Below are 19,909 nucleotides of genomic sequence, written 5' to 3' on the forward strand. Positions count from 1 at the left end.
CCATACGTGACGCGTGTGTGACCGTTCTGTTTATTTTGTGTGACAATCACCACATGAACGACACCGCCGCCAAGCGCTACCTGCCCTGGGTAGTCGCCACTACCCTTTTCATGGAGCAGCTGGACTCCACCGTCGTCAACACGGCGATTCCCTCCATGGCCGCCAGCTTGCAAGTGACGCCACTGAGCCTGAAGGCGGTTGTGACCAGCTACATCCTCAGCCTCGCTGTCTCCATTCCCATCAGCGGCTGGATGGCGGACCGCTTTGGCACGCGCCGGGTGTTCATGACGGCGATTGCCATTTTCACCTTCGCCTCCGTACTGTGTGGCCTGTCGGTCAACTCGCCCATGCTGGTGGCCGCGCGTTTGTTGCAGGGCTTTGGCGCGGCCATGATGATGCCGGTGGGCCGGCTCACCATTGTCCGCACCTTCCCCAAGCACGAGCTGCTGGCGGCCATGAACTTCGTCATCATCCCGGCGCTGATCGGGCCACTGCTCGGCCCCACCATCGGCGGCTTGATCGTGCACTGGCTAAGCTGGCGCGACATCTTCTTCATCAACGTGCCAGTGGGCCTGGTGGCGATCTTCCTGGCGCACCGCTACATGCCGGACTACCACGGCGACCATCCAAGGCCGCTGGACCTGATCGGCCTCGTGTTGTTCGGCACCGGCATCGCTTTGCTGTCATGGCTGCTGGAAGTGTTTGGTGAACACAAGCTCGATGTGACCTCGGCTGCGGTGCTGCTGTTCATTTCCATCAGCCTGCTGGCCGCGTATGCGTGGCATGCCAGGGAAGCGCCCTTCCCGCTGCTGCGCCTTGCCTTGCTCAAGGTACGGACCTTCCGCGTGTCGGTGCTGGGTGGTTTCATCACGCGCATCGGCGTGGGCGGCCTGCCGTTCCTGCTGCCGCTGCTGTATCAGCTGGGCCTTGGGCTGCCTGCGTGGCAATCCGGTTTGCTGATGATGCCATCCGCCGCTGCCGCCATGGGCATGAAGGTGATTTCCACGCGCGTGCTGGCCCGCTTCGGCTACCGTCAGGTGCTGACGGTGAATACGCTGCTGATCGGCCTGACCATCTGCATGTATTCGTTTGTGCAGGCAGGCACGCCGCTGTATGTGATTGTGGCGATCAGCCTGTGCCAGGGCTTCTTCAATTCGCTGCAGTTCTCCAGCATGAACAGCATCGCCTACGCCGACGTGGAGGGGCCGGACGCCAGCATGGCCAGCACCATCGCCAGTTCCATGCAACAGCTGTCGATGAGCTTTGGCCTGGCGGCGGGGTCGCTGGTCACGGGCTGGTTCCTGGGCGACCTGCCGCAGTCCAACCGCGTGGCGCTGACATCGGCGCTGCACCATGCGTTCATTGCGCTGGCGGTGCTGACCGCCATCTCCTCGGCCACTTTCTGGACGCTGCGCAAAACGGATGGCGAAGCAATCAGCCACGCGAAGCGGCCGGACGAAGGATCAGCCGATTGATATACGGGTCCAGCACCAGCGGCCCGTGATACTGCTCCGGCGTGTAGCGGTAGGCATAGCTGGGCAGCAGCGAGTACTGGATCTGCAACATCAATCGTGGCTGCTGCAACGGCGCCGCGCCCTTGTGGATGCCAGCGGTGTCCACCGCAAAGCAGAAGCCACGTGCGCCGGTGGCGATCAACAGGTCTTCGGCGCGATGCCTGGCGAGGATTTCGGCGTCGCTGTAAAAACGCAGCCGCATCGGGGCTTTGGTCAGATGGCTGCCATGCAGATAAACATGCGGCCCGGCGCCGTCATCCACATCGCTCAGATAAACCAGGATTTTGAGGTAGCGCCAGTCTTCCGAGTCACGGTGAAACGCTTGCAGCACGCTGCCACCCGGTACGGGGAACGACCAGCGCAGCCCCAGCGCGGAGATGGTCGGCTTGCATGTCAGGTAGCGCGCAGCAAGTCCCAGCAGCGGCGTGCTGTTTGCCAGCGACAGGATATGGGGACAGGCGATGACCTCCCGCAGATGATAGTCGGCGACGCGCACGCCGTGCGGCCGTTGCGCCAGCGTGAAGCCGCTGCGTTGGCGGTCGCGGTCCGTGAGCAGCTTGTCCGCCAGCCAGGCACGGATATCACTGCACTGGGTGTCGCTGAGCAGATTGCCCAGCGGTGCGTAGCCACTGACACGCAGCGCCAGCAGCGCCGTCTCCTCGGCAGAATCGCGGGCGCACAGTTCGTCGCCCGCGCCCTGCCGCAGCCGCAGCGCGCCACTCAACGCGCGTACCACCAGGCGCCGCAACGATGGCGCAGTCACCATGCGCTGGCTGTAGTACAGCAGGCTACGGAGTGGCGAAAACTGGCTGCCAGGTTTTAACTGTGCGTATTCCATCGGGCTGTCCTCTCAGGGTAATCCCTGAGAAGGTAGCAACCCGGCGGACGCGCCGCCTTGATGTGGACTAAACCTTGTTGCGACGGCGACGCGCAATGGCGCCGACCAGCGCCAGCCCGGCAAACATCATGGCGTACGTCTCAGGCTCGGGTACTGCCGCAGTGACCTTGGTGTAAATGCCGTCAAATGCATACGTCGCGCCCAGGCCGTTGATGTGGGTCGCACCGATCAGCGCCAGGAAGCTGGCGTCCGACGAATAATCACCCTGCAAACGGAAGGCGTAGGCGCCGGCGGCGGCTTCGGTGAAGGTCAGCGTTTTGCCATGGATGACCGTACCCAGCGAGCCGAAGGTCAGCGAGGAACCACCGAGCAGCACCGCCGAATCATCGGTCAGCGACAGGCTGGCAAAATGCTGGCCGTCGGCGCCGGCGTTACTCAGGCGCAGCGTGCCGCCATTCAGGATCAGCGCGCTATCAGCCGACAGGCGCTGGGCGCCATCCAGCGTCAGGCTGCCGCCGCTCAGCTGGGTAGCGCCAGCATAAGTGCTGACGCCGGAGAAGGTGACATCGCCACCCTTGATTTCCACCTTGCTGAAGTTGGCAATCGCACCCGCATACGAGAAGCTGCCGCCCGTGCCCGGGTTTACCACCAATGTGTTCTGGTTGCCGCTGCCGCCATTGATGCTGCCGAGGATGGCGCCGCCGGTGATGGTGACGCTGTTCTTGCCGCTGCCCAGCTCAATCGCCTTGCCACTGCTGGAACCGTTGATGATGCCGCCGGTCACAATGGTGGTGTTATCCAGCCCGCCCTTGATGGCCGCATTGACCGCACCGCCGCCGATGATGGAGGCGCCAGCGCTGTTATTGATGGTTACCGTGTAGCCGCTGGCCGCGCCTACCGCCACAATGGCCGAATCACTCTGGCCACGAATCACGCCGCCGGCCTGGTTGGTGATGACAGCGTGGCCATACAGGCCTTCACGCGTGCCTTCCGGTGCGCCTTTGACGTCATTGCCGGCCAGCGTGATGCCGCGGCCAACCGCCACCGTATTGCCGGCGCTGACCAGCCCTTCAATCGTGCCGGAGTTGACGATGGTGCCGCCGCCCACGCTGATGCCTTCGCTGTAAGCCTTGGTTTCCCCCTTGGCGGCAAACGCGTCGATCGAGCGGATGATGCCGGTGTTGGTGATATTGGCGATGCCGTCCATATCGACACCATCGCCGTCGCCGGTCACGCCCTGGCCGGTGATGGCGCCATGGTTTACCAGCGTCAGCACCTGCTTGCCGCTAAAGCCGTCCAGGTTGATGCCGGAACCATTGATGCCACGGATGATGCCGCCCGCCGCGTTGGTCACGGCAACGGTGAAGGCCACATCCGTATCCGGGCCGCCGGTGATGCCGTGGCGGCCGCCTTCGATCAGGCCGGTGGCATAGTTGAACACCTGCACGCCGGTGGCATTGGTTTGCAGGTCGATGGCGTCGCTGCTGCCCTTCTTCGGCGTCACCGACTGGATGGTGCCGTAGTTGTTGACCACGCCGTTCACACCGGGACGCACAGCGTCAGCCTCGGTGGCCTTCAGCAAGCCATAGTTGTTGACCACATTGCTGCCGGTGACGCCATTAAAATCCACCGCCTGCGAACCGCCTTCGCTCGGGTTCAGCGAAATCATGGAGCCATAGTTATTCAGCGTCACGCTGGACTTGCCGGTGAGCTGGATGACATCGGCGTCGGCCGCCTGCATCAGTGCGCCCGCGTTGTTGTTGACGGTCAGGTTGGCATAGCCGACGCTGTCGCGGATCACGCGGCCAGTGCCGGTCTGCTTGAGAATATTGTTGTTGGTGAGGGTGACATTGGCGCCGCCGATGGTCACCGCGTTGTCCTTGCCGCTGACGATCAGCGAGCCCGTGGCCGCGACTATGCCGCTCTGGCCATCCGCCAGCGTTTGCGCCTTGGTGCTGGCGCCAGTGATGGTACCGGGGAAATCCGCTGCCGTTGCCATGCCCATGGGCAGTGCGGCGATCAGCAAAAATTGAATGGCGGAGGCAGATTTCGGCAGTACGATCGGCATGGCTTTGTCCCGTTAATGTTGTGAGCAAACTTCCAATATCCCATAAAATTATTACAAGCTTGTGACGGTGTTATGACATCACAACACACGCTGTGCGCCGCCCCGGGAAGCTGATAAGCTGCCGGGCATTTTTAGTTCAGGGAGTCTTCATGCAGAAGTTTGCCGCGTGCGTTACGGCACTGAGTGCGGCGCTCATTGCCGCCGCTGCTTGCACCATCGCCTTTGTCCACCAGGCGCCGGAAACCGGCACGCCCTACCAGGCCGTGGCGCTGATGAATGGTCAGATGTTTTTTGGCAAGCTGGAGGACAGCAGCAGCGCCTACGTCACGCTGCGCGATGTGTTCTATATTCAGGGCCGGCAGAATCCGGACACCAAGGCGGTCACCAGCGTGCTCATCAAACGCGGCGGCGAAGCGCATGCACCGGACCGCATGCTCATCAACCGCCAGCAGGTGCTGCTGATCGAACCGGTCAAGGCCGATTCGCACATCGCCAAACTGATTGCGGAGCAGAACGCGGCGCAATAGCCACGTTTGCTCCGCGGGGGCGCGGCATCAGAACGATGTCAGCGCCTTGCCGAACTTGATCAGCCACAGACGGCTTGGGCGCTCGGCGTCCGCACCACGTGCCACGCGAATGCTGTTGGCCGCGTTGCAACCCGCCGCGCTGCTGGTGACAATGACGCCATTTGCATCGATATTGCACTTGGTGACATCCGCGTCTTCAATCGCCTTGCCGTTGGCGTCGAACACCTTGGTTTTCAGGCCGAAGTCGTTGTCGTTGGCCAGCGCCAGCGTATTGCCGTCAACGATGGTCAGGCCTTCCGCCTTCTCTGCCAGCCAGCCGATCGCGTTCAGATCCAGCAGCAGGGTTTTCTTGAGCGAGGTGACTGCCTTCCAGTCGGCGCCATTCACCGCCGCGCCACCCATGCTGCTTTTCTCCAGGTCGGAAGTGGCCGGGTTGAACGCCGTAGCAGCGATATCGGTCGCTGCGCCGATTTCCACCAGCATCAGCTTGTTGAACACCTTGCCGCTCGGCGCCGCGCCCTGCTCGATCACAATGAACTTGCCGTTACCCAGCGCAACCACATCGCCCAGCTTGGCGTTACCGGTGCGGCCATCCTGGTACTCGCTGGCCTCCAGCGGATAGGCGTACATCTTGCCTGCCTTGCCGGTGGTCGGATCAAACTCGGTCCAGCGTGTGAAGCGCGCGAAGCGTTCGATGAGCTCGCTCTTGCCCGTCACCGAATACGGCGTGCTGCCATCGGTCAGCGGGCTTTGCAGGAAACCGTGCAGCTTGTCGGTGCTGGTGTCCAGCGCCAGGCCTTCCATGCCGCGGTTGGCACGGCGTTTCAGGAAAATGTCCGGCAAGCCGCTGCCCGGTGCGTACTTGTTCAGGATGATGCCAGTGGCTGGATCGATCTTGACGATGAAGGGACCATACTCGTCCGATACCCACAGCACATTGCGCTTCTTGTCGACCACGATGGCTTCGGTATCCAGGCCGTTGACATCGAACGTGGCTTTGCTGCTGGCGTCATATTTCATGGCATCCAGCACCGGCAGCTCAGCCGAATTGCCCACCGTGCCCGGCGGGATCGCCAGACCGCTGGCCTTCACATTGGCCGAGGCCTTGATCGGCGTGGACGAGGTCAGCACCGCGCCGTTCTTGCCCACCGTGATGACCCCAAATGCCGGCGCAAAGCTCGGCGACGGGAAGATCTTGGCGCCGGTCACACCGCTGCCGGTCAGCGCCGGCAGGTTGGGGCCGTCACCGTTGGGACCACGGTCGGTCAGGCCATAGAACTCCAGCTCGCCATTGGCGTTGGTGCCTTTGAAGGCCAGCGAGGAGCCGTAGGACGGCAGGAAGCCCAGCGGGAAGTCTTCCTTGACCTTGGCATTGGCGCCTTCGTATGGAACGTAGTAGCTGCTGGCAGCCTGTACCTGGTAACGCGTCACGGTCACCGACACCGCGCCCAGCGGCGTGGTCTGGTTGAAGGTTTCGTTGACGGGCGTGCCGACCTTGGATGCCAGCGTATCTTCAAAGTGTTCGCGCACCAGTGCGCGGCGGCTGTCGTCCACGCTGCGCGCGGCGTACTTGGCGCCAGCGGCGGTCAGGTTGGCGCTCAGGGCAGTGTTGAAGGCGTCGGCAGCCGCGTTGAAGTCGGCGGACTTGCTGGCCAGCGCGGTCTTCACATCCGCCGTCAGCTTGATGCCATTGGCGGGGTCGCTGTCCTCATCCAGCAATTGCAGCGCCAGCAGACGGTTGACGACCTTGCTGTCCTTGACGTCGCTCACACCCGCCAGCTGCAGCGGCGTGATGGTGGCGGCGCATGGCGCACTGCCCAGTGCGATGCCGCCTATGCTGAAGGTCACGGTATCGCCGGCATAGCAGGTGAACTCGCCCTTGGCATTGGTGCTGGCCTTGGCGGCCGTGCCGGCCACATAGTCCAGATTCTCGACTGCGCCGTCCAGGAACACGCCGCCCATGGCGACTTTGGCTGGCTGTTCCGGCGTTGCAGGATGATCGCTGCCGCCACAACCCGCCAAGACGGAAAACACCGCCAGCGACATCAAGGAGAATTTTTTCATCGTTATCTCTCTACCCTTGGTTGGAAAAGCGGCAATCTTAGTCATCGTACATGACCGCGTAATGACAGTATTGACACCACCTATAAAACACCTATACTAGCCACACCATTGCCACCGGAACCGCCGCCTTGAAACCTGTCCGACGCCACCTGCTGTTCTGGATACCCTCGCTGTATTTCGCCCAGGGACTGCCGTATGCCACGGTGATGACCATGGCCGCCATCATGTACAAGCGGCTGGGCGTGTCCAACGAACAGATCGCCTGGTGGACCAGTCTTCTGGGTATGGCATGGGTGGTCAAACCCTTGTGGAGTCCCCTGCTGGAAATGCTGCCCGGTAAAAAGTGGACCATCGCCGCCTTCCAGGCCTTGGGCGGCGCCTGCCTGCTGGGCGCCGCGCTCGCGCTGGGCGGTCCGGGATTCTTTACCTTCAGCGTCGCCATGCTGGCGTTGCTGTCGCTGGCCTCCGCCAGCCATGACGTGGCCGCAGACGGCCTGTACATCAGCCAGCTCACGCCACGCCAGCAAGCCATGTACTCGGGCTGGCTCAGCACGTTCTGGAATGGCGGCCGCCTGTTCGTGCAGGGTGCCCTGGTGGTGCTGGCAGGCGAGCTGGAAGCGCGCTATGGCGTGCATCGCGCCTGGCAGGCCGCGCTGGCTTTGCCCGGCGGCGTGCTGCTGCTGCTGGCGGCCTATCACTGCTGGGCAGCGCCAGCCGATACCGCCACCGCAGCGCGCGGCCAGCTGTGGCGCACCAGCGCCGATGTGCTCCGGAGTTTCCTGCGCAAACCCGGCATCGGCACCGCCATCCTGTTCGTGCTGCTGTTCCGCATGGCCGAAGGACAGGTGCAGACCATCGGCCGCTTGTTCCTCATCGACGCGCGCAGCAATGGCGGCCTGGGCATGAGCACGCTGGACATGGGCATCGCCTACGGCAGTTTCTCGACCGTGGCGTACATCGTCGGCAGCATCCTCGGCGGCTACTTTGGCGCCTGGCTGGGACTGCGGCGGGCGATGTTTCCGCTGATTGTGGCGATGAACCTGCCTACGCTGACCTTTTGCTACCTGAGCATGGCGCTGCCCACCAGCCTGACCCTGATTACCGCAGTCCTGAGCGCGGAGATGTTCGGCTTCGGCTTCGGTTTCGCGGGCCTCGTGATGTATATGATGCAAGTGGTAGCACCGGGCAAATACCCGGCCGCCCACTACGCGCTGGGCACCGGCATCATGCAGCTGGGACTGGTACTATCGACCATGGTCAGTGGTAAAATCCAGACTTGGCTCGGCTATCACGACTTTTTCATCTGGGGCTTGCTGGCCGCGTTGCCCTCGCTGCTGCTGACCTTGTCGGTGGCGCTGCCGGGTAAGCCACCCCAGGCTGCTGCCGCAGCAAGCCCAGCCTGACCGTTTCGAATGCATGCAGGACCATGAACCCAGATCACGACACTTCCCTCGTTACGCAGCTGGAGACGCAAATCAAGGCGTTGCGGCATGTACTCGCCTATCGCCATATCTACGTCATCAGCTTTTCCAGTAGCGGAGCGATCGTCACGCACAACTATCCGTCGCACCAGCAGGCGACCAGCCTGGATCATTTCGTGTTCCTGATCGGGCAGGATAATCTGGATGCGATCAAGGCATTGATCCGTACCTCGGTCACCGGTGCGGACGGCTGGAAGTTCTTCAATCGCGACCTGAAACTGCACCTGCTGCGCGTGGACCAGGATTTGTGGAGCATCCAGGTGGGCAATGTGGAAGAAGAGTCCACCGACGAGCACTACCCCAGCCCGGACTTCGCCAGGTTCTACAGCCTGACCGAAACCCTGACCGAGTTCCACGAATGGCAAACCAGCGGCGATGTGGACGGTGTGCTGGACCGCATCCGCAACCAGCACCTGCCTCAGATTCAGGCCGTGAAGTCGTCGCTGACCGATCCTATTTTGCTGATGTGCCTGGACCTGATCGAAGGCATGGTGCGCTCGGCCGTGACGGAAGATGTGGAGCTGGAAAACCACATCTACTCTTTGCTGACGCCGTCCGAAATCCAGGTGGCCAAGTTCATCAAGGTCGGCAAGTCGACCAAGGAAATCGCGCAAAGCCTGAGCGTGGCGTCGAAGACGGTCGAGAACCACCGCAACAGCCTGCGCGCCAAGTTGGGCATCACCAACAAGGGCATCAACCTGCGCAACTACCTTATCAGCCTGTCCAACTAAGCACGCTGCTGCGGCCCTTGCGGCCGGTGCTGCTGAAGGCCGCGACCCTCAACTCCCTTACCGCCGACGGCAATGCGAACGGCTGGGTGTACTGCGCCGCATGCTCGTCCGGCTCGCGGCCATCCAGCGTATAGCGCAAGGTCAGTCCCGGCAGCTCGCTGTTGATGCGGACCATACCGTCACTCAGTTGCACGCCGGGCGGCGGCAAGCGGTACAGCACGCCCAACCGGTCCAGCTGCGGCAACGCATGGCATGTCAGCCGGTGCGCGAATTCCGCCCACATGGCCGGACGCTCGCACCACGCACATTCCGCCACGGCCAGCAACCGTGGGAACAGCAGATAATCCATGCGCTCGACACTGCGCACATTCTCGCCCCACAAGTGCGCCTGTATCCCCAGCAGATTGCGCCGCCCCGTTGCCGTCAGCAGCACCATGTTGCTGAGTGCTTCGGCATCGACCGCCTGGCCCATCAAATCGTAGGGCGCATTGCGGTAGATATCTTCGGGACAGAACTCCAGCACGTGGCGCAGATCCGGGAAACCGCCCCAGTAATACCCTGGCTCCGCGGGATCTTTGGCGCAGGCCAGGTCCAGGTACAAACGGTCCGCATTGCACAGCACGACGGGGTAGCCGGCATTCGCCAGTTGATAGGCCAGATCTTCCCGGCCCTTGCCCCAGGCGCTGTGCCAGACGTAGCTACGCACGGGCGCATCAAGGAAGCGCGGATTCGGTTGCGGCTTGCCGTCCTTGCCATCGATGGTTGCCATCTCCTCCCAACCCGCGAGTTGTAAATCCAGTCCATGTACCAGCGTGCGCAATCGTCCGAAGAAGTATTCCTGCACTTGCGCCGTGGTCTGCAGGCCGTGCTGCGCCATCAGCGCACGGCATAGCGGCGATGCCAGCCAGGCCCCATCCGGCACCTCGTCGCCGCCAGTGTGCACCGTGGTGAGCGGCGCCCCCGCTTCGGCATACATCGACCGCAGTTCACCCAGCACGGTCGCGACAAAGCGCAAGCAGCCTGGCTGCGCAACGCACATCACGTTGTCGCGCCACAGCTGCACGGACTGGTACACCGAGTGGTCATCGGGATCGGACAGCAGATATTCCTCCGCCTCCGCTGGCTGCCCTTGCGCCATCAAGCGGCGATAGCGCGCATCCATCGACTTGATCGCGGCGCGCGCGTGGCCCGGCACATCGATCTCCGGCAGCACCGTGATGTGACGCTGTCGCGCATGGCGCAGGATGTCGATGAAATCCGCGCGGCTGTAAAAGCCGCTGCCCGCTGATGTCGCCGCATCCGGCCCGGAGCCAAACGAAGCACACAGCGCCTGCTCCTGCGGCTGTGCATAGCCACGCTGTCCGCCAACCTCGGTCAACTCGGGCAAGGCCGCTATCTCCACACGCCAGCCTTCATCGTCGCTGAGATGCAAATGCAGCGTATTGAGTTTGTAGCGCGCCATATCATCCAGCAGGCGCAACACCGATTGCTTGCCGACGAAATGCCGCGCCACGTCCAGCATCAAGCCGCGATAGGCATAGCGTGGCGCATCCAGCACTTCGCCCAGCGGTAGCGTCGCAGCTGGTGACAGCATCTGAAGCAGGCTTTGTATGCCATTCGCCACACCATGCGCCCCAGCGCCGCATACCACAGCGCCATGTGCCGTGATCTCCAGGCGATACCCTTCGTGCGTCGCCGCGTGCAGACCCGGCTCGCCCATGCGTAACGCAATGCCGTTGCTGCCAGCTTCCGTGACGCACTCCAGCGCCAGCGCATGCTGTTCACGCAGCAGCGCTTGCAGCAAGCGCGCCTCCGACGCCAGTCCATCCTGATAGACGATCTGCATGTCCGCCTCAAGCCGCAACCCTCCTTCGCCCGGCTGCCATGATAGCGGCGCCGGCGTAAAAGGCTGTAGCGCCTCCGGACTCCCCACCTCCGCCTGCGCCGCATAACGCGAGGCCGGCGTACTGGCGGGTACCAGATCCCCTGCACCCCGATGCAATTGGGCGGCGGTGACAAACGGCTCGATCAAGGGATCGCCCAATGGCGACACCTCGCCATCGAGCACCAGATAGAACCCCAGCGGCGCATCTGTCACGCTGATCGCATACCCAGCCGACCAATACCCTATCTCCAGCACCTGCCCCTCCGGCAGGCCGGCAAAGGATGCTGCCGGCTCAAGGCAAAACAGGTCGCCGCCCGGATGGCGCAGACGGACCTCGCCGGCCAGCCGCGATAGATCAGGCGGCCGGCAGGTATTGAAGTACAGCGCCCAACCGCCCGCAGGCAAATCCCGCAGCGCCAGCAGTTGCAGGCGCGCTGAAAAGCCGGCACCATCAGCGTCATTGCCCAGACAGGCCCAGGTCAGCTTCAGGTGCGGCATATCAGTAGCTCACTCCGACACGCAGGCCAACCGTACGCGGGTCATTCCACGAAGCGCGCACGAAACCACCGGCATTGTTCGCACCAAAGCCGCTGTAGAAGTTGGCCGCGTTCTTGGAACGCGTATCGGTCAGGTTCAAACCATACAGCTCCGCGTACCAGTTGTTCGGGCCAATCAGCTTGAGCGAACCATCGACCGTCGAATAGGCCTTCTGTGCATCCGACATATGCGGGTTGTCCAGATTGCGCAGCGTGAAGTACATCTTGTCCTGCCACTTCACCGAAATCCAGGGCACCAGCACATAGTCATGCGGCAGGTTGATATTCTGCGAGAAGTTCACCGATGCCGTGTACTTCGGCGAGAACGTCAGGTGATTGCCCGTGATATCGTAGATCTGCTTGCCCACCAGCGTAGGATCAGTGCCCGAATACATCGGCGGACAAGGCACGGCGCCATACTCCGCGCGGAAGCCGCAGCCGTAGTTATCGCTGTAAGTCGGATAGTCGCGCATCTTCGAATTGATGTACGAGAAGCTGGCGCCCAGACGCGCACCATGCCATGGCTTGTAATCCATCTCCAGCTCCAGGCCAGGAATATCCACCACCCCCACGTTCTTGGTCATGCCCTTGATGATGACGTTACAGGTGGGGTTGGCGGCCGGACATGGCGTATCGGTTTTCACCAGCGCCGAAAAGAACTGGCCGTATTCCTGCTTGTCCTTGTAGCGGCTGTAGAACAGGGTGGCCGACAGGTTCATGCGGTTTTCCAGGAAGCGGCCTTTGTAGCCCAGCTCCAGATTGGTCACCGTCTCCGGTCCCCATGGGAAGAAGGTGATGTGCGGACCAGCCGGACCATCCACACAGGTCTTGCCGCCGCACGCGTCATCCTGGTCCGAGAAGCCGCCCGACTTATAGCCAGTGGACAGCGAGGTGTAGACCATGTCGGAAGGCGTCAGCTGCTTCATCAAGCCCAGACGATAAGTGAAGTGCTTCCAGCTTTGCTGGTTCGTGTTGACCGCAGGACCGGGATACAAGGCATACGCGCCCGTTCCCGCCAATGGCCCCATGCCGTTGGTGAGCTGATTGCCATTGTGCGCCGCGAAACCGGGCGTACCCGGAATGCCCGGATTGAACAAGCCGTTGTAGTACGCGGGTTTGGATGGGTCCCAGTCGCCGCCAAACACCTTGCCATTGTTATTGATCTTGGTATCCCAGCTCATACGGCCGCCGAACGTGGCGGTCCACGTCGGCGCGAACTTCCAGTCCGTCTGCGCGTACAGCGCCTTGGCGATCACCTGAACGTCCGGCTGGTTGTAGTACTGGCTGATCGGATAGCCATATGGCGCCATCGCCAGGAACTCCTGCGCGTAGTTGATCTGGTTCTTTTCCTTCATGTAGAAGGCGCCGTAGACCGTCTGCCACGCATCATAGTTCTGCTTCAGCTGCAGCTCGTGCACATCCGAGACGTATTTGGAATCCAGCGTGCGCGAGTTGGTGTCGAGGACCGGCCAGGTGCCGCCATTGCCTCCGGCAGGCACCGGCAGGCGCACATCGACCTGGCTTTCCAGCGGATGGTAGCCGGCATCATCGTCGGTCTGCTGCGTGCGTTTCTGAATCGCGTGCGCCAGACTGTATTCGATGCGGTTGTTCTTGTCCAGATCCCAGGTCAGATTGGAGCGGATGGTGTTGATCGACATATCGATCTTGCCCGGCAGGTTGATCTTCACATCCCACTGGCTCCCCGGACAGGCGAAGCGGGTACCTGCAGCCTGGTCGCAATCCTTGATGAAGAGATTACCCGCACCGGAGTTCTGATAGCGTTCATATGACAGCAGCCATTCCACATCGTTGACTGGCTTCCAGCGCGCCGACAAGCGTCCCGCCCATTCCTTTTTGTTGGTGTAGTAGTCGGAAGGATCAACCTTGCTGTTGAAACGCTGGTCTACATCCGGGATGCCGTCGGCAATAAAGCCTTTGGACGGCATGTTCACATCCGTGAAATCCTGCGTCTGATTGATCCAGCCATCGCGCTTGATTTTCATGAAAGTGCCGCGTAGCGCAAAGGTATCGCTGACCGCAATATTCTGGATCACGTTAACCTGGCGCTTGCGGTAGCTGCCCACATCCAGCACCGTGCTGCCGTAGGTCGAACCGAATTCCGGCTTGGCTGGAATGATGTTGATACTACCGCCGGTGGAGTTGCGGCCAAACAGCGTCCCCTGCGGGCCGCGCAATACCTCAACCTGATCGAGGTCGAACAGCAGCGCCAGCGCGCCCTGCGGCCGCGGCGAATACAGCCCCGCCACATGCAAGCCTACCGACGGGTCGGAGGCCTCGGTAAAGTTCTTGGTGCTGATGCCACGAATGGCGATCTGCACGCCGGAGTCCACGGCAGTCGACAGCTGCAGATTGGGCACGGCGCCAGACAGGCCGCGCACATCGGTAATGCCGGCACGGGTCAGGCTTTCCTGCGTTACCGCCGACACGGCCAGCGGTGTTTTCAGCAGCGCGCTCGAATGGCGCGTGGCGCTGACGGTCACCTCCTGCAAGGTATCGCTTGGTGCCTTGATCTGATCTGCTGCTGCAGCGGGTGCCGCAGTGGCATCGCCCTCTTGCGCTTGCACGGCCGGTACAGACATCGCACATGCACTGGCAACTGCTACACACATCATGGTTTTACTCGTCTTCAAGTACAACATTGGTGTTCCCCCTGTTTGTTATTGAACGTAACGCGCATTCCTATTCCCTGGCTCACACTCCCAGGGCAACTCGTGCCGCCGCCTGTGCGCTGCAGGGACGGCTTCCGTAAGTACAAATATGCGTAGCGCCCAGCGGTACCTGCACCGCCGGGTTACGCAAACTAATCACCATCAGCTGGGCGCCGAAAACTTCGGACAGCTTGACCAGCAAGGCTTGTGCTTCGTGCTGCGGAAAATCTTCGCCGGGCAGTGGGTAGTTCTCCAGCACTGCGACTGCCAGCATGTGGGGACGCGCGCGGATGCGGCGTACCCAGTCCAGTGCTGCCTCATAGGTCAGCGAATGGGCATACAGCTGCTTGTGCGCGCCGAACCAGGCGTCGGCCAGCACATTGAAAGCGGGCATGGACTGATTGGGTCCAATGCCACGCGCATTCATCAGGCGCTGATAGGCTGCCTGTGGCGCGGTCTGGATCAGGAACACTTCAAGTGCGGCGTCCACCGGCAAATGGTGTGATGGATCGATCAGCACTTCCGTTGCCGCCAGCGCGGCACGCTGTGCCAACGCCTGATGTTCCCGCATGTTGAAGGGCTGGTAGTGCTGCACATCCGTTAGGCGCGCCAGCTTGAAGGCCACGACACGCTGCACAATGCTGTCGAGTTCCTGTTCGCTCCAGCGGCCATCGCGCACGGCATCCACCAGCGCGGCGATCATCGCCAGCTGGCGTTCCAGATAATCCGGTTGATGGTCGTAGTGTTCTTCCGACAGCATCATCATGTCGATGCCGGACTGGAAGGCCAGTACCGCCGCATCCACCGGCGCATAGTTGCGGCGGATCGCGCCCATGTTCATGCTGTCGGAAATGACGATGCCCTCAAAGCCCAGCTGTTCGCGCAGCAGGCCACGCAGGATGGGCGCCGACAACGTGGCCGGATGCTGCGCATCGACCTGCGGATACCGGATATGCGATGTCATCATCAGATCCACACCCGCATCCACCGCTGCCTTGAATGGCAGCAGATCTTGCGCCAGCAATTCCGCCAGCGATTTGTCCACCACCGGCATGTCACGGTGACTGTCCGCGGCAGTCGAGCCGTGGCCTGGAAAGTGTTTGGCACAAGCGGCCAGCTGGCCTTGATGTACGCCTTCCACCGCTGCCATCACATGGCGTGCCACCAGCGCAGGCTCGCTGCCAAACGCACGCACGTCGATGATCGGCGATTCGGACTGAAAGTTCACATCGGCACATGGCCCCAGCACGCAGTTGAAGCCGGCCGAGCGCATTTCATCGGCAAATACGCGGTACATGGCGGCGGTGAGGTTGACGTCATCGGCTTGGCCCAGCGCCAGATTGCCCGGTCCCGTGGTGGATTCCGGCATCAGCACACTCCACGCCCCCTCCTGGTCAACGCCCAGCAGCATGGGCAGACGGCTGCCGGCCGCCAGGTTGAGGTGCGCCAGGTCTTCCGTCAACTGACGGGCCTCTGTAAAGGTTGCGGCGTTGTCCTGGCTCAGATAGCAGCCGCCAAGGCGATAGCGTTCGATGAGCGGTTTGACTACGGCGGCGTCTCTGCCGGGAAAGGCAAGGATGAATAACTGTCCGACTTTTTGTTCCAGAGTCCAGTCGCGGATATGCAAGGCCGCGCGGTCCCGGTAGGCTGAAAACATAGCGTGCTCCAAATTTCAGGCGTAAGGCTGCCCTGACCGCGCAGCGCGCGGCCTGAAAACAGCGAAGGTGAGAAAAGAAAAGCGGTGTTGTGTCAGCGACGTGGTCGTCGCAATCTGCCGCTGGTCAGTGTGACGGCGCAAATGATAATTACGCCGCGCAGGATGAGCTGCTGGTCGATGTCCAGCCCCATCAGGATCAGGCCGTTGTTGACCATCCCCATAATCAGTGCGCCCACCAATGCGCCAACGACGCTGCCTTTGCCGCCGAACAGGTGGGTACCGCCGATGATGACGGCGGTCAGCACCATCATCAGATCATTTTCGCCCAGTGTGTAGCGGGCGCTGTGCAAACGGCCCGCGTACAGAATGCCGGCCAGGGATGCCAGCAAGGCATTCAGTAGCAGCACCCACATTTTCACGCGGCCGACATTGATGCCGGCATAGGTCGCCGCGAGCTTGTTGCCGCCGCTGGCCAATACCGCTTTGCCGAAAGCCGATTTGCGCAGCACCACATGGCCCAGCGCCACGATCGCCACCATCCACAGGAACAGCACAGGTACGGGGCCGATATCGCCAGAGCCGAAGATGAAGGCGAATACGTCGTTATCGACCGGGATCGATTGCAGTCCGCTGATCCAGCGCGTGATGCCGGTGATGATGCCCGCGGTTCCCAGCGTCACCAGGAAAGAAGGAATCGCGATGCGGCTCACCAGTGCGCCGTTCACCAGTCCACATACGGCGCCTGCCGCCAACGCGCCCACCACCGCCGGCACCACACCATATGGCAGCAGCAGCGCCGCCGTTACCGCGGACAGCGCGACCACCGCACCGAAAGAGAGATCGATCTCCGCCGCTGACAGCACGAAGGTCATGCCGACGGCCATAATCGCGATCATCGCGCTCTGACGCGCAATGTTCATCAGGTTGTTCTCGCTGAGGAAGCCGCGTTCGTGCAGCGTTATCGCGAACAGCAGGAACAGGCCGATGAACACCACATAGATCAGCAACGGGCGCCAGTCGCGGCTGCGGCGCGGCGCCGCTGGCGTGGCGCCACTGTTCTCTGCCGGTGCGGCGTTGGTTTGCATCGAAATCTCCATACTCTTCCCCGATTTATTATTGGTATCGCGTGACGACCGGTGTTCCATGCAGCGCTCCCAGTAAAGCGTGCTGCCCTGCGGCGGCGGCAAGCGGCGGGCCTATGCCGTTGCTGTCGACCACGTGACAGGTATCGCAGACAGCCGCCAGCATCGCCGCATCGGTGCTCGCCATGAGCACCGCATTGCCCTGCTCCGCGTAGTGGCGCACGGTTTGCCACAGCATGGCCTGCGCTTGCACATCCATGCCGTTGCCTGGTTCGTCCAGCAGCAGGATGCGTCCTTCCGTGCTGAGCGCACGCGCCATCAACACTTTCTGCTGGTGGCCACCGGACAGCTCGCGCGCTTCGCGTGCCGGATCGTCTGCCCTCCATCCCAGGCGATGCAGCAGGCCGCTGACTATCCGCTGTCCGCGCGCTTCGTCAATCAGCAAGCTGCTGCTGATGCGTTCAAACAGCGACAGCAGGATATTTTCGGAGACGCTCAAATCCATCACCAGGCCAGCGCGGCGACGGTCGCCCGGCACCAGATGCAGGCCATGCGTGATGGCTTCCGATGGATGGCTGATCTGCACCGCATGGCCACACAGGGACAGCGTGTAGTCGGTCAGCGGCTGCAGGCCGAAGATGGTTTCCAGCAGTGCGCTGGCGCTGTCGCCACTCAGGCCGACAATCTGGCCGGGAACGACCGTCAGTGCAGGATGCCGTTCGTCCTCCGCATGCAGTTGCAGCAGTGGTGCAGCTTCCTGCATCGGCATGTGTTTGCGCGGTACCCAGTCGGCTGGCAGTTGCGCGGCCAGCAGTGTCAGCACCGCTTGTGGACTGGTGGCGTCGACGGGCAGCATATGCTGTATGCGGCCGTCACGCAGAATGCTGAGCGCATCGCACACTTCAAACACGTCGCGCAAACGGTGCGTGATGTAGATGATCGCCAGCCCTTGCAGCGACAGGCGGCGTACCGTCTGGTAAAGCAGCTCCAGCTCCGCAGCCGACAGGTTGGCGCTGGGTTCATCGAGTATCAGCACGCGCACCTTGCCGCTGAGTGCTTTGGCGATTTCCAGCAGCTGTTGTTGGGCGCGCGTCAGCTCACTGACGACCTGCTGCGGATCGAGCACGATCTCAAAGCGTGCCAGCAGCGCAGCGGCAGCGCGCATCATCGCGGCTTCATCGACAAACTTTGTCCAGCCATCGTTCCAGCGCGTCAGGAAGATGTTCTCGGCGACCGTCATTGCGGGGACCAGACTCAGTTCCTGGTGCACCATGGCGATGCCTTCACGGCGTGCGGCGCGGGCGTCGGCGAAGTAGCACGGTACGCCATCGAGCAGCAGTTCGCCACAGTCCGGCGCCAGGATGCCGCTGAAGATGTTCATTAGCGTGGATTTGCCCGCGCCGTTGGAGCCCAGTACCGCGTGTACCTGGCCACGCTCGAGTTCAAAGTGCACGCCGCGCAGCACGGCGCTTGCGCCAAACTGCTTGTGCACATTCACCGCTTTGAGGACAGGCTTCATCGCAAGGCCTTTCTGGCAGCGGCTTGCACCACGGCCGCAGGCAAAGGACGTCGCAGCGCGCGCTGCCACTGGCTGGTGAGATTGGCGCTGTCCACACGCAGCGCATCCACCGTGACGAACGGCGGCGTACTCCGGCCCAGCAAAGCCAGGCCGCCCATGCGCGCCACCGTCACGCCCATATCGTAAGGCAGATCGCTGACGATGCCGGCCATGTTGCCGCCTTTGACCATGTCCAGTGCATTGGCGGCGCCGAGGTCCATGGTCACCACTTTCAGGTCAGGCCGGCCAGCGGCGCGCGCTGCGGCGGTCACGCCTTCTGCAATGCTGTCCCACGGCGCGTAAATCGCCGAGACATGCGGGAACTGCGTCAGGATGGCCGAGGCGATCGCTTCGCCATCCTGCTGATTGGCGATGCCGCGCGTTGCGACCAGGCGTATGCCGGGATAGCGCGCCAATGCCTGCTTGACGGCGTTGTCGCGCTGATTGGTCACGAAGTAATTGGCCGCATGGTAGATCAGCGCGACTTCACCTTTGCCCTGGATGCTGTTGGCCAGCACCTCGGCGGCGGTGCGGCCCATGGCGAGATAGTCGTCCGTGACGATGCCGGCATAATCGCGGCCAGGCACAAAGCCCTGCGGCACATTGCTGATGAAGACCAGCTTCACGCCGGCGGCCACCACCGGGCGGAACGCTACCGCGCCCGATACCGGATCAATCACCAGCGAGGCGATCAGGTCCGGCTTGAGCGCCATGACGGTTTCCAGGTCGGTACGCTGCTTTTTTGGGTCCATGTCAGCGTCGGTGACGGCGACAACGGTAATACCCATCTCATCAAAAGCCTTGCGTGCGCCGGCCACCAGGGCGCTGGAGAAATCCGAACTGGTGTGCAGTACCAGCGCTGCACGGTAGCCTTTGCCTTTGAGCTGAGCAGTATCAGCTGGCCTGAGTGTTATCTGGGTATAGGAAGTAGGTGTTTCGCCGTGGTGTCCACGCGATGCCGGTATTGGCGCTTGAGCGTGCGCGCTCAGCATCGCCGTCAACATACCGATCAGACACCATTTTGCCCACCGAGTACCCATTTTTCACCTTTAAATTTACTACTATCAAATATACTAGGTAATTGAATGGGTAGTATAGGTGTTTTATAGGCAGTGTCAACATAAAGACGAAAAAAAACCCCACACAGGACCGGCCTGGTGGGGTTTCTTTCTTATAACTAGCTTGACGATAACCTACTTTCACACTGGTTGCAGCACTATCATCGGCGCAGAGTCATTTCACGGTCCTGTTCGGGATGGGAAGGGGTGGGACTGACTTGCTATGGTCATCAAGCTTTGA

General features: G+C 61.9%; 13 protein-coding genes and 1 rRNA gene. 4 read left to right on the top strand and 10 right to left on the bottom strand.

Features of this window, described 5'->3' with window-relative positions; all coding sequences use genetic code 11:
* Window positions 1-53: 53 nt before the first annotated feature.
* A complete protein-coding gene (locus tag GTP58_RS30655; RefSeq protein WP_161080702.1) occupies window positions 54-1,475 on the top strand; it encodes a DHA2 family efflux MFS transporter permease subunit in 1,422 nt (473 codons plus the stop codon).
* Here GTP58_RS30655 and GTP58_RS30660 read toward each other — a convergent pair.
* Together GTP58_RS30660 and GTP58_RS30665 are read right to left on the bottom strand one after the other, a co-directional pair.
* Window positions 1,435-2,352: a phytanoyl-CoA dioxygenase family protein gene (locus GTP58_RS30660; RefSeq protein ID WP_161080703.1), complete on the bottom strand. Its 918-nt coding sequence runs from the start codon at window positions 2,350-2,352 to the stop codon at window positions 1,435-1,437. The genes GTP58_RS30655 and GTP58_RS30660 overlap by 41 nt on opposite strands.
* Window positions 2,353-2,419: 67 nt before the next feature.
* Complete coding sequence (locus tag GTP58_RS30665; RefSeq protein WP_161080704.1) at window positions 2,420-4,420, bottom strand: FxDxF family PEP-CTERM protein; 2,001 nt, start codon at window positions 4,418-4,420, stop codon at window positions 2,420-2,422.
* Window positions 4,421-4,569: 149 nt separating this feature from the next.
* Here GTP58_RS30665 and GTP58_RS30670 point away from each other — a divergent pair, with 149 nt between their 5' ends.
* Window positions 4,570-4,947, top strand: a complete 378-nt coding sequence (locus tag GTP58_RS30670; protein ID WP_161080705.1) for a hypothetical protein — start codon at window positions 4,570-4,572, stop codon at window positions 4,945-4,947.
* 27 nt (window positions 4,948-4,974) lie between these two features.
* Here the strand turns inward: GTP58_RS30670 and GTP58_RS30675 are convergent, their stop codons facing one another.
* Window positions 4,975-7,011 (bottom strand): esterase-like activity of phytase family protein, encoded by a 2,037-nt coding sequence (locus tag GTP58_RS30675; RefSeq protein ID WP_161080706.1) that lies wholly within the window; start codon window positions 7,009-7,011, stop codon window positions 4,975-4,977.
* 128 nt (window positions 7,012-7,139) lie between these two features.
* Here GTP58_RS30675 and GTP58_RS30680 point away from each other — a divergent pair, with 128 nt between their 5' ends.
* Window positions 7,140-8,414: an MFS transporter gene (locus GTP58_RS30680; protein ID WP_229215816.1), complete on the top strand. Its 1,275-nt coding sequence runs from the start codon at window positions 7,140-7,142 to the stop codon at window positions 8,412-8,414.
* 23 nt (window positions 8,415-8,437) lie between these two features.
* Entirely contained in the window at window positions 8,438-9,223 is a 786-nt protein-coding gene (locus GTP58_RS30685; protein WP_161080707.1) for a helix-turn-helix transcriptional regulator, read from the top strand.
* Here GTP58_RS30685 and GTP58_RS30690 read toward each other — a convergent pair.
* The 7 genes from GTP58_RS30690 to rrf form a co-directional block, all read right to left on the bottom strand.
* The gene (locus GTP58_RS30690; protein ID WP_161080708.1) at window positions 9,207-11,606 is read right to left on the bottom strand and encodes a family 20 glycosylhydrolase; all 2,400 of its coding nucleotides are present in this window, start codon (window positions 11,604-11,606) and stop codon (window positions 9,207-9,209) included. The two genes, GTP58_RS30685 and GTP58_RS30690, sit on opposite strands and share 17 nt — an antisense overlap.
* Before the next feature lies 1 nt (window position 11,607).
* A complete protein-coding gene (locus GTP58_RS30695; protein WP_229215817.1) occupies window positions 11,608-14,244 on the bottom strand; it encodes a TonB-dependent receptor in 2,637 nt (878 codons plus the stop codon).
* 112 nt (window positions 14,245-14,356) lie between these two features.
* Window positions 14,357-15,970 (bottom strand): glycoside hydrolase family 3 protein, encoded by a 1,614-nt coding sequence (locus GTP58_RS30700; RefSeq protein ID WP_161080709.1) that lies wholly within the window; start codon window positions 15,968-15,970, stop codon window positions 14,357-14,359.
* Window positions 15,971-16,062: 92 nt separating this feature from the next.
* Entirely contained in the window at window positions 16,063-17,055 is a 993-nt protein-coding gene (locus GTP58_RS30705; protein ID WP_161080710.1) for an ABC transporter permease, read from the bottom strand.
* A 28-nt stretch (window positions 17,056-17,083) separates the two neighbouring features.
* Window positions 17,084-18,571, bottom strand: a complete 1,488-nt coding sequence (locus GTP58_RS30710; protein WP_161080711.1) for a sugar ABC transporter ATP-binding protein — start codon at window positions 18,569-18,571, stop codon at window positions 17,084-17,086.
* Window positions 18,568-19,650 (bottom strand): substrate-binding domain-containing protein, encoded by a 1,083-nt coding sequence (locus tag GTP58_RS30715; protein ID WP_161080712.1) that lies wholly within the window; start codon window positions 19,648-19,650, stop codon window positions 18,568-18,570. Before GTP58_RS30715 ends, GTP58_RS30710 begins: the two co-directional genes overlap by 4 nt.
* 140 nt (window positions 19,651-19,790) lie before the next feature.
* A 5S ribosomal RNA gene (gene rrf / locus GTP58_RS30720) occupies window positions 19,791-19,903 on the bottom strand.
* Window positions 19,904-19,909: the final 6 nt, after the last annotated feature.

The organism is Duganella sp. CY15W (assembly GCF_009857555.1).
Taxonomy (GTDB): Bacteria; Pseudomonadota; Gammaproteobacteria; order Burkholderiales; family Burkholderiaceae_D; genus Rugamonas; species Rugamonas sacchari.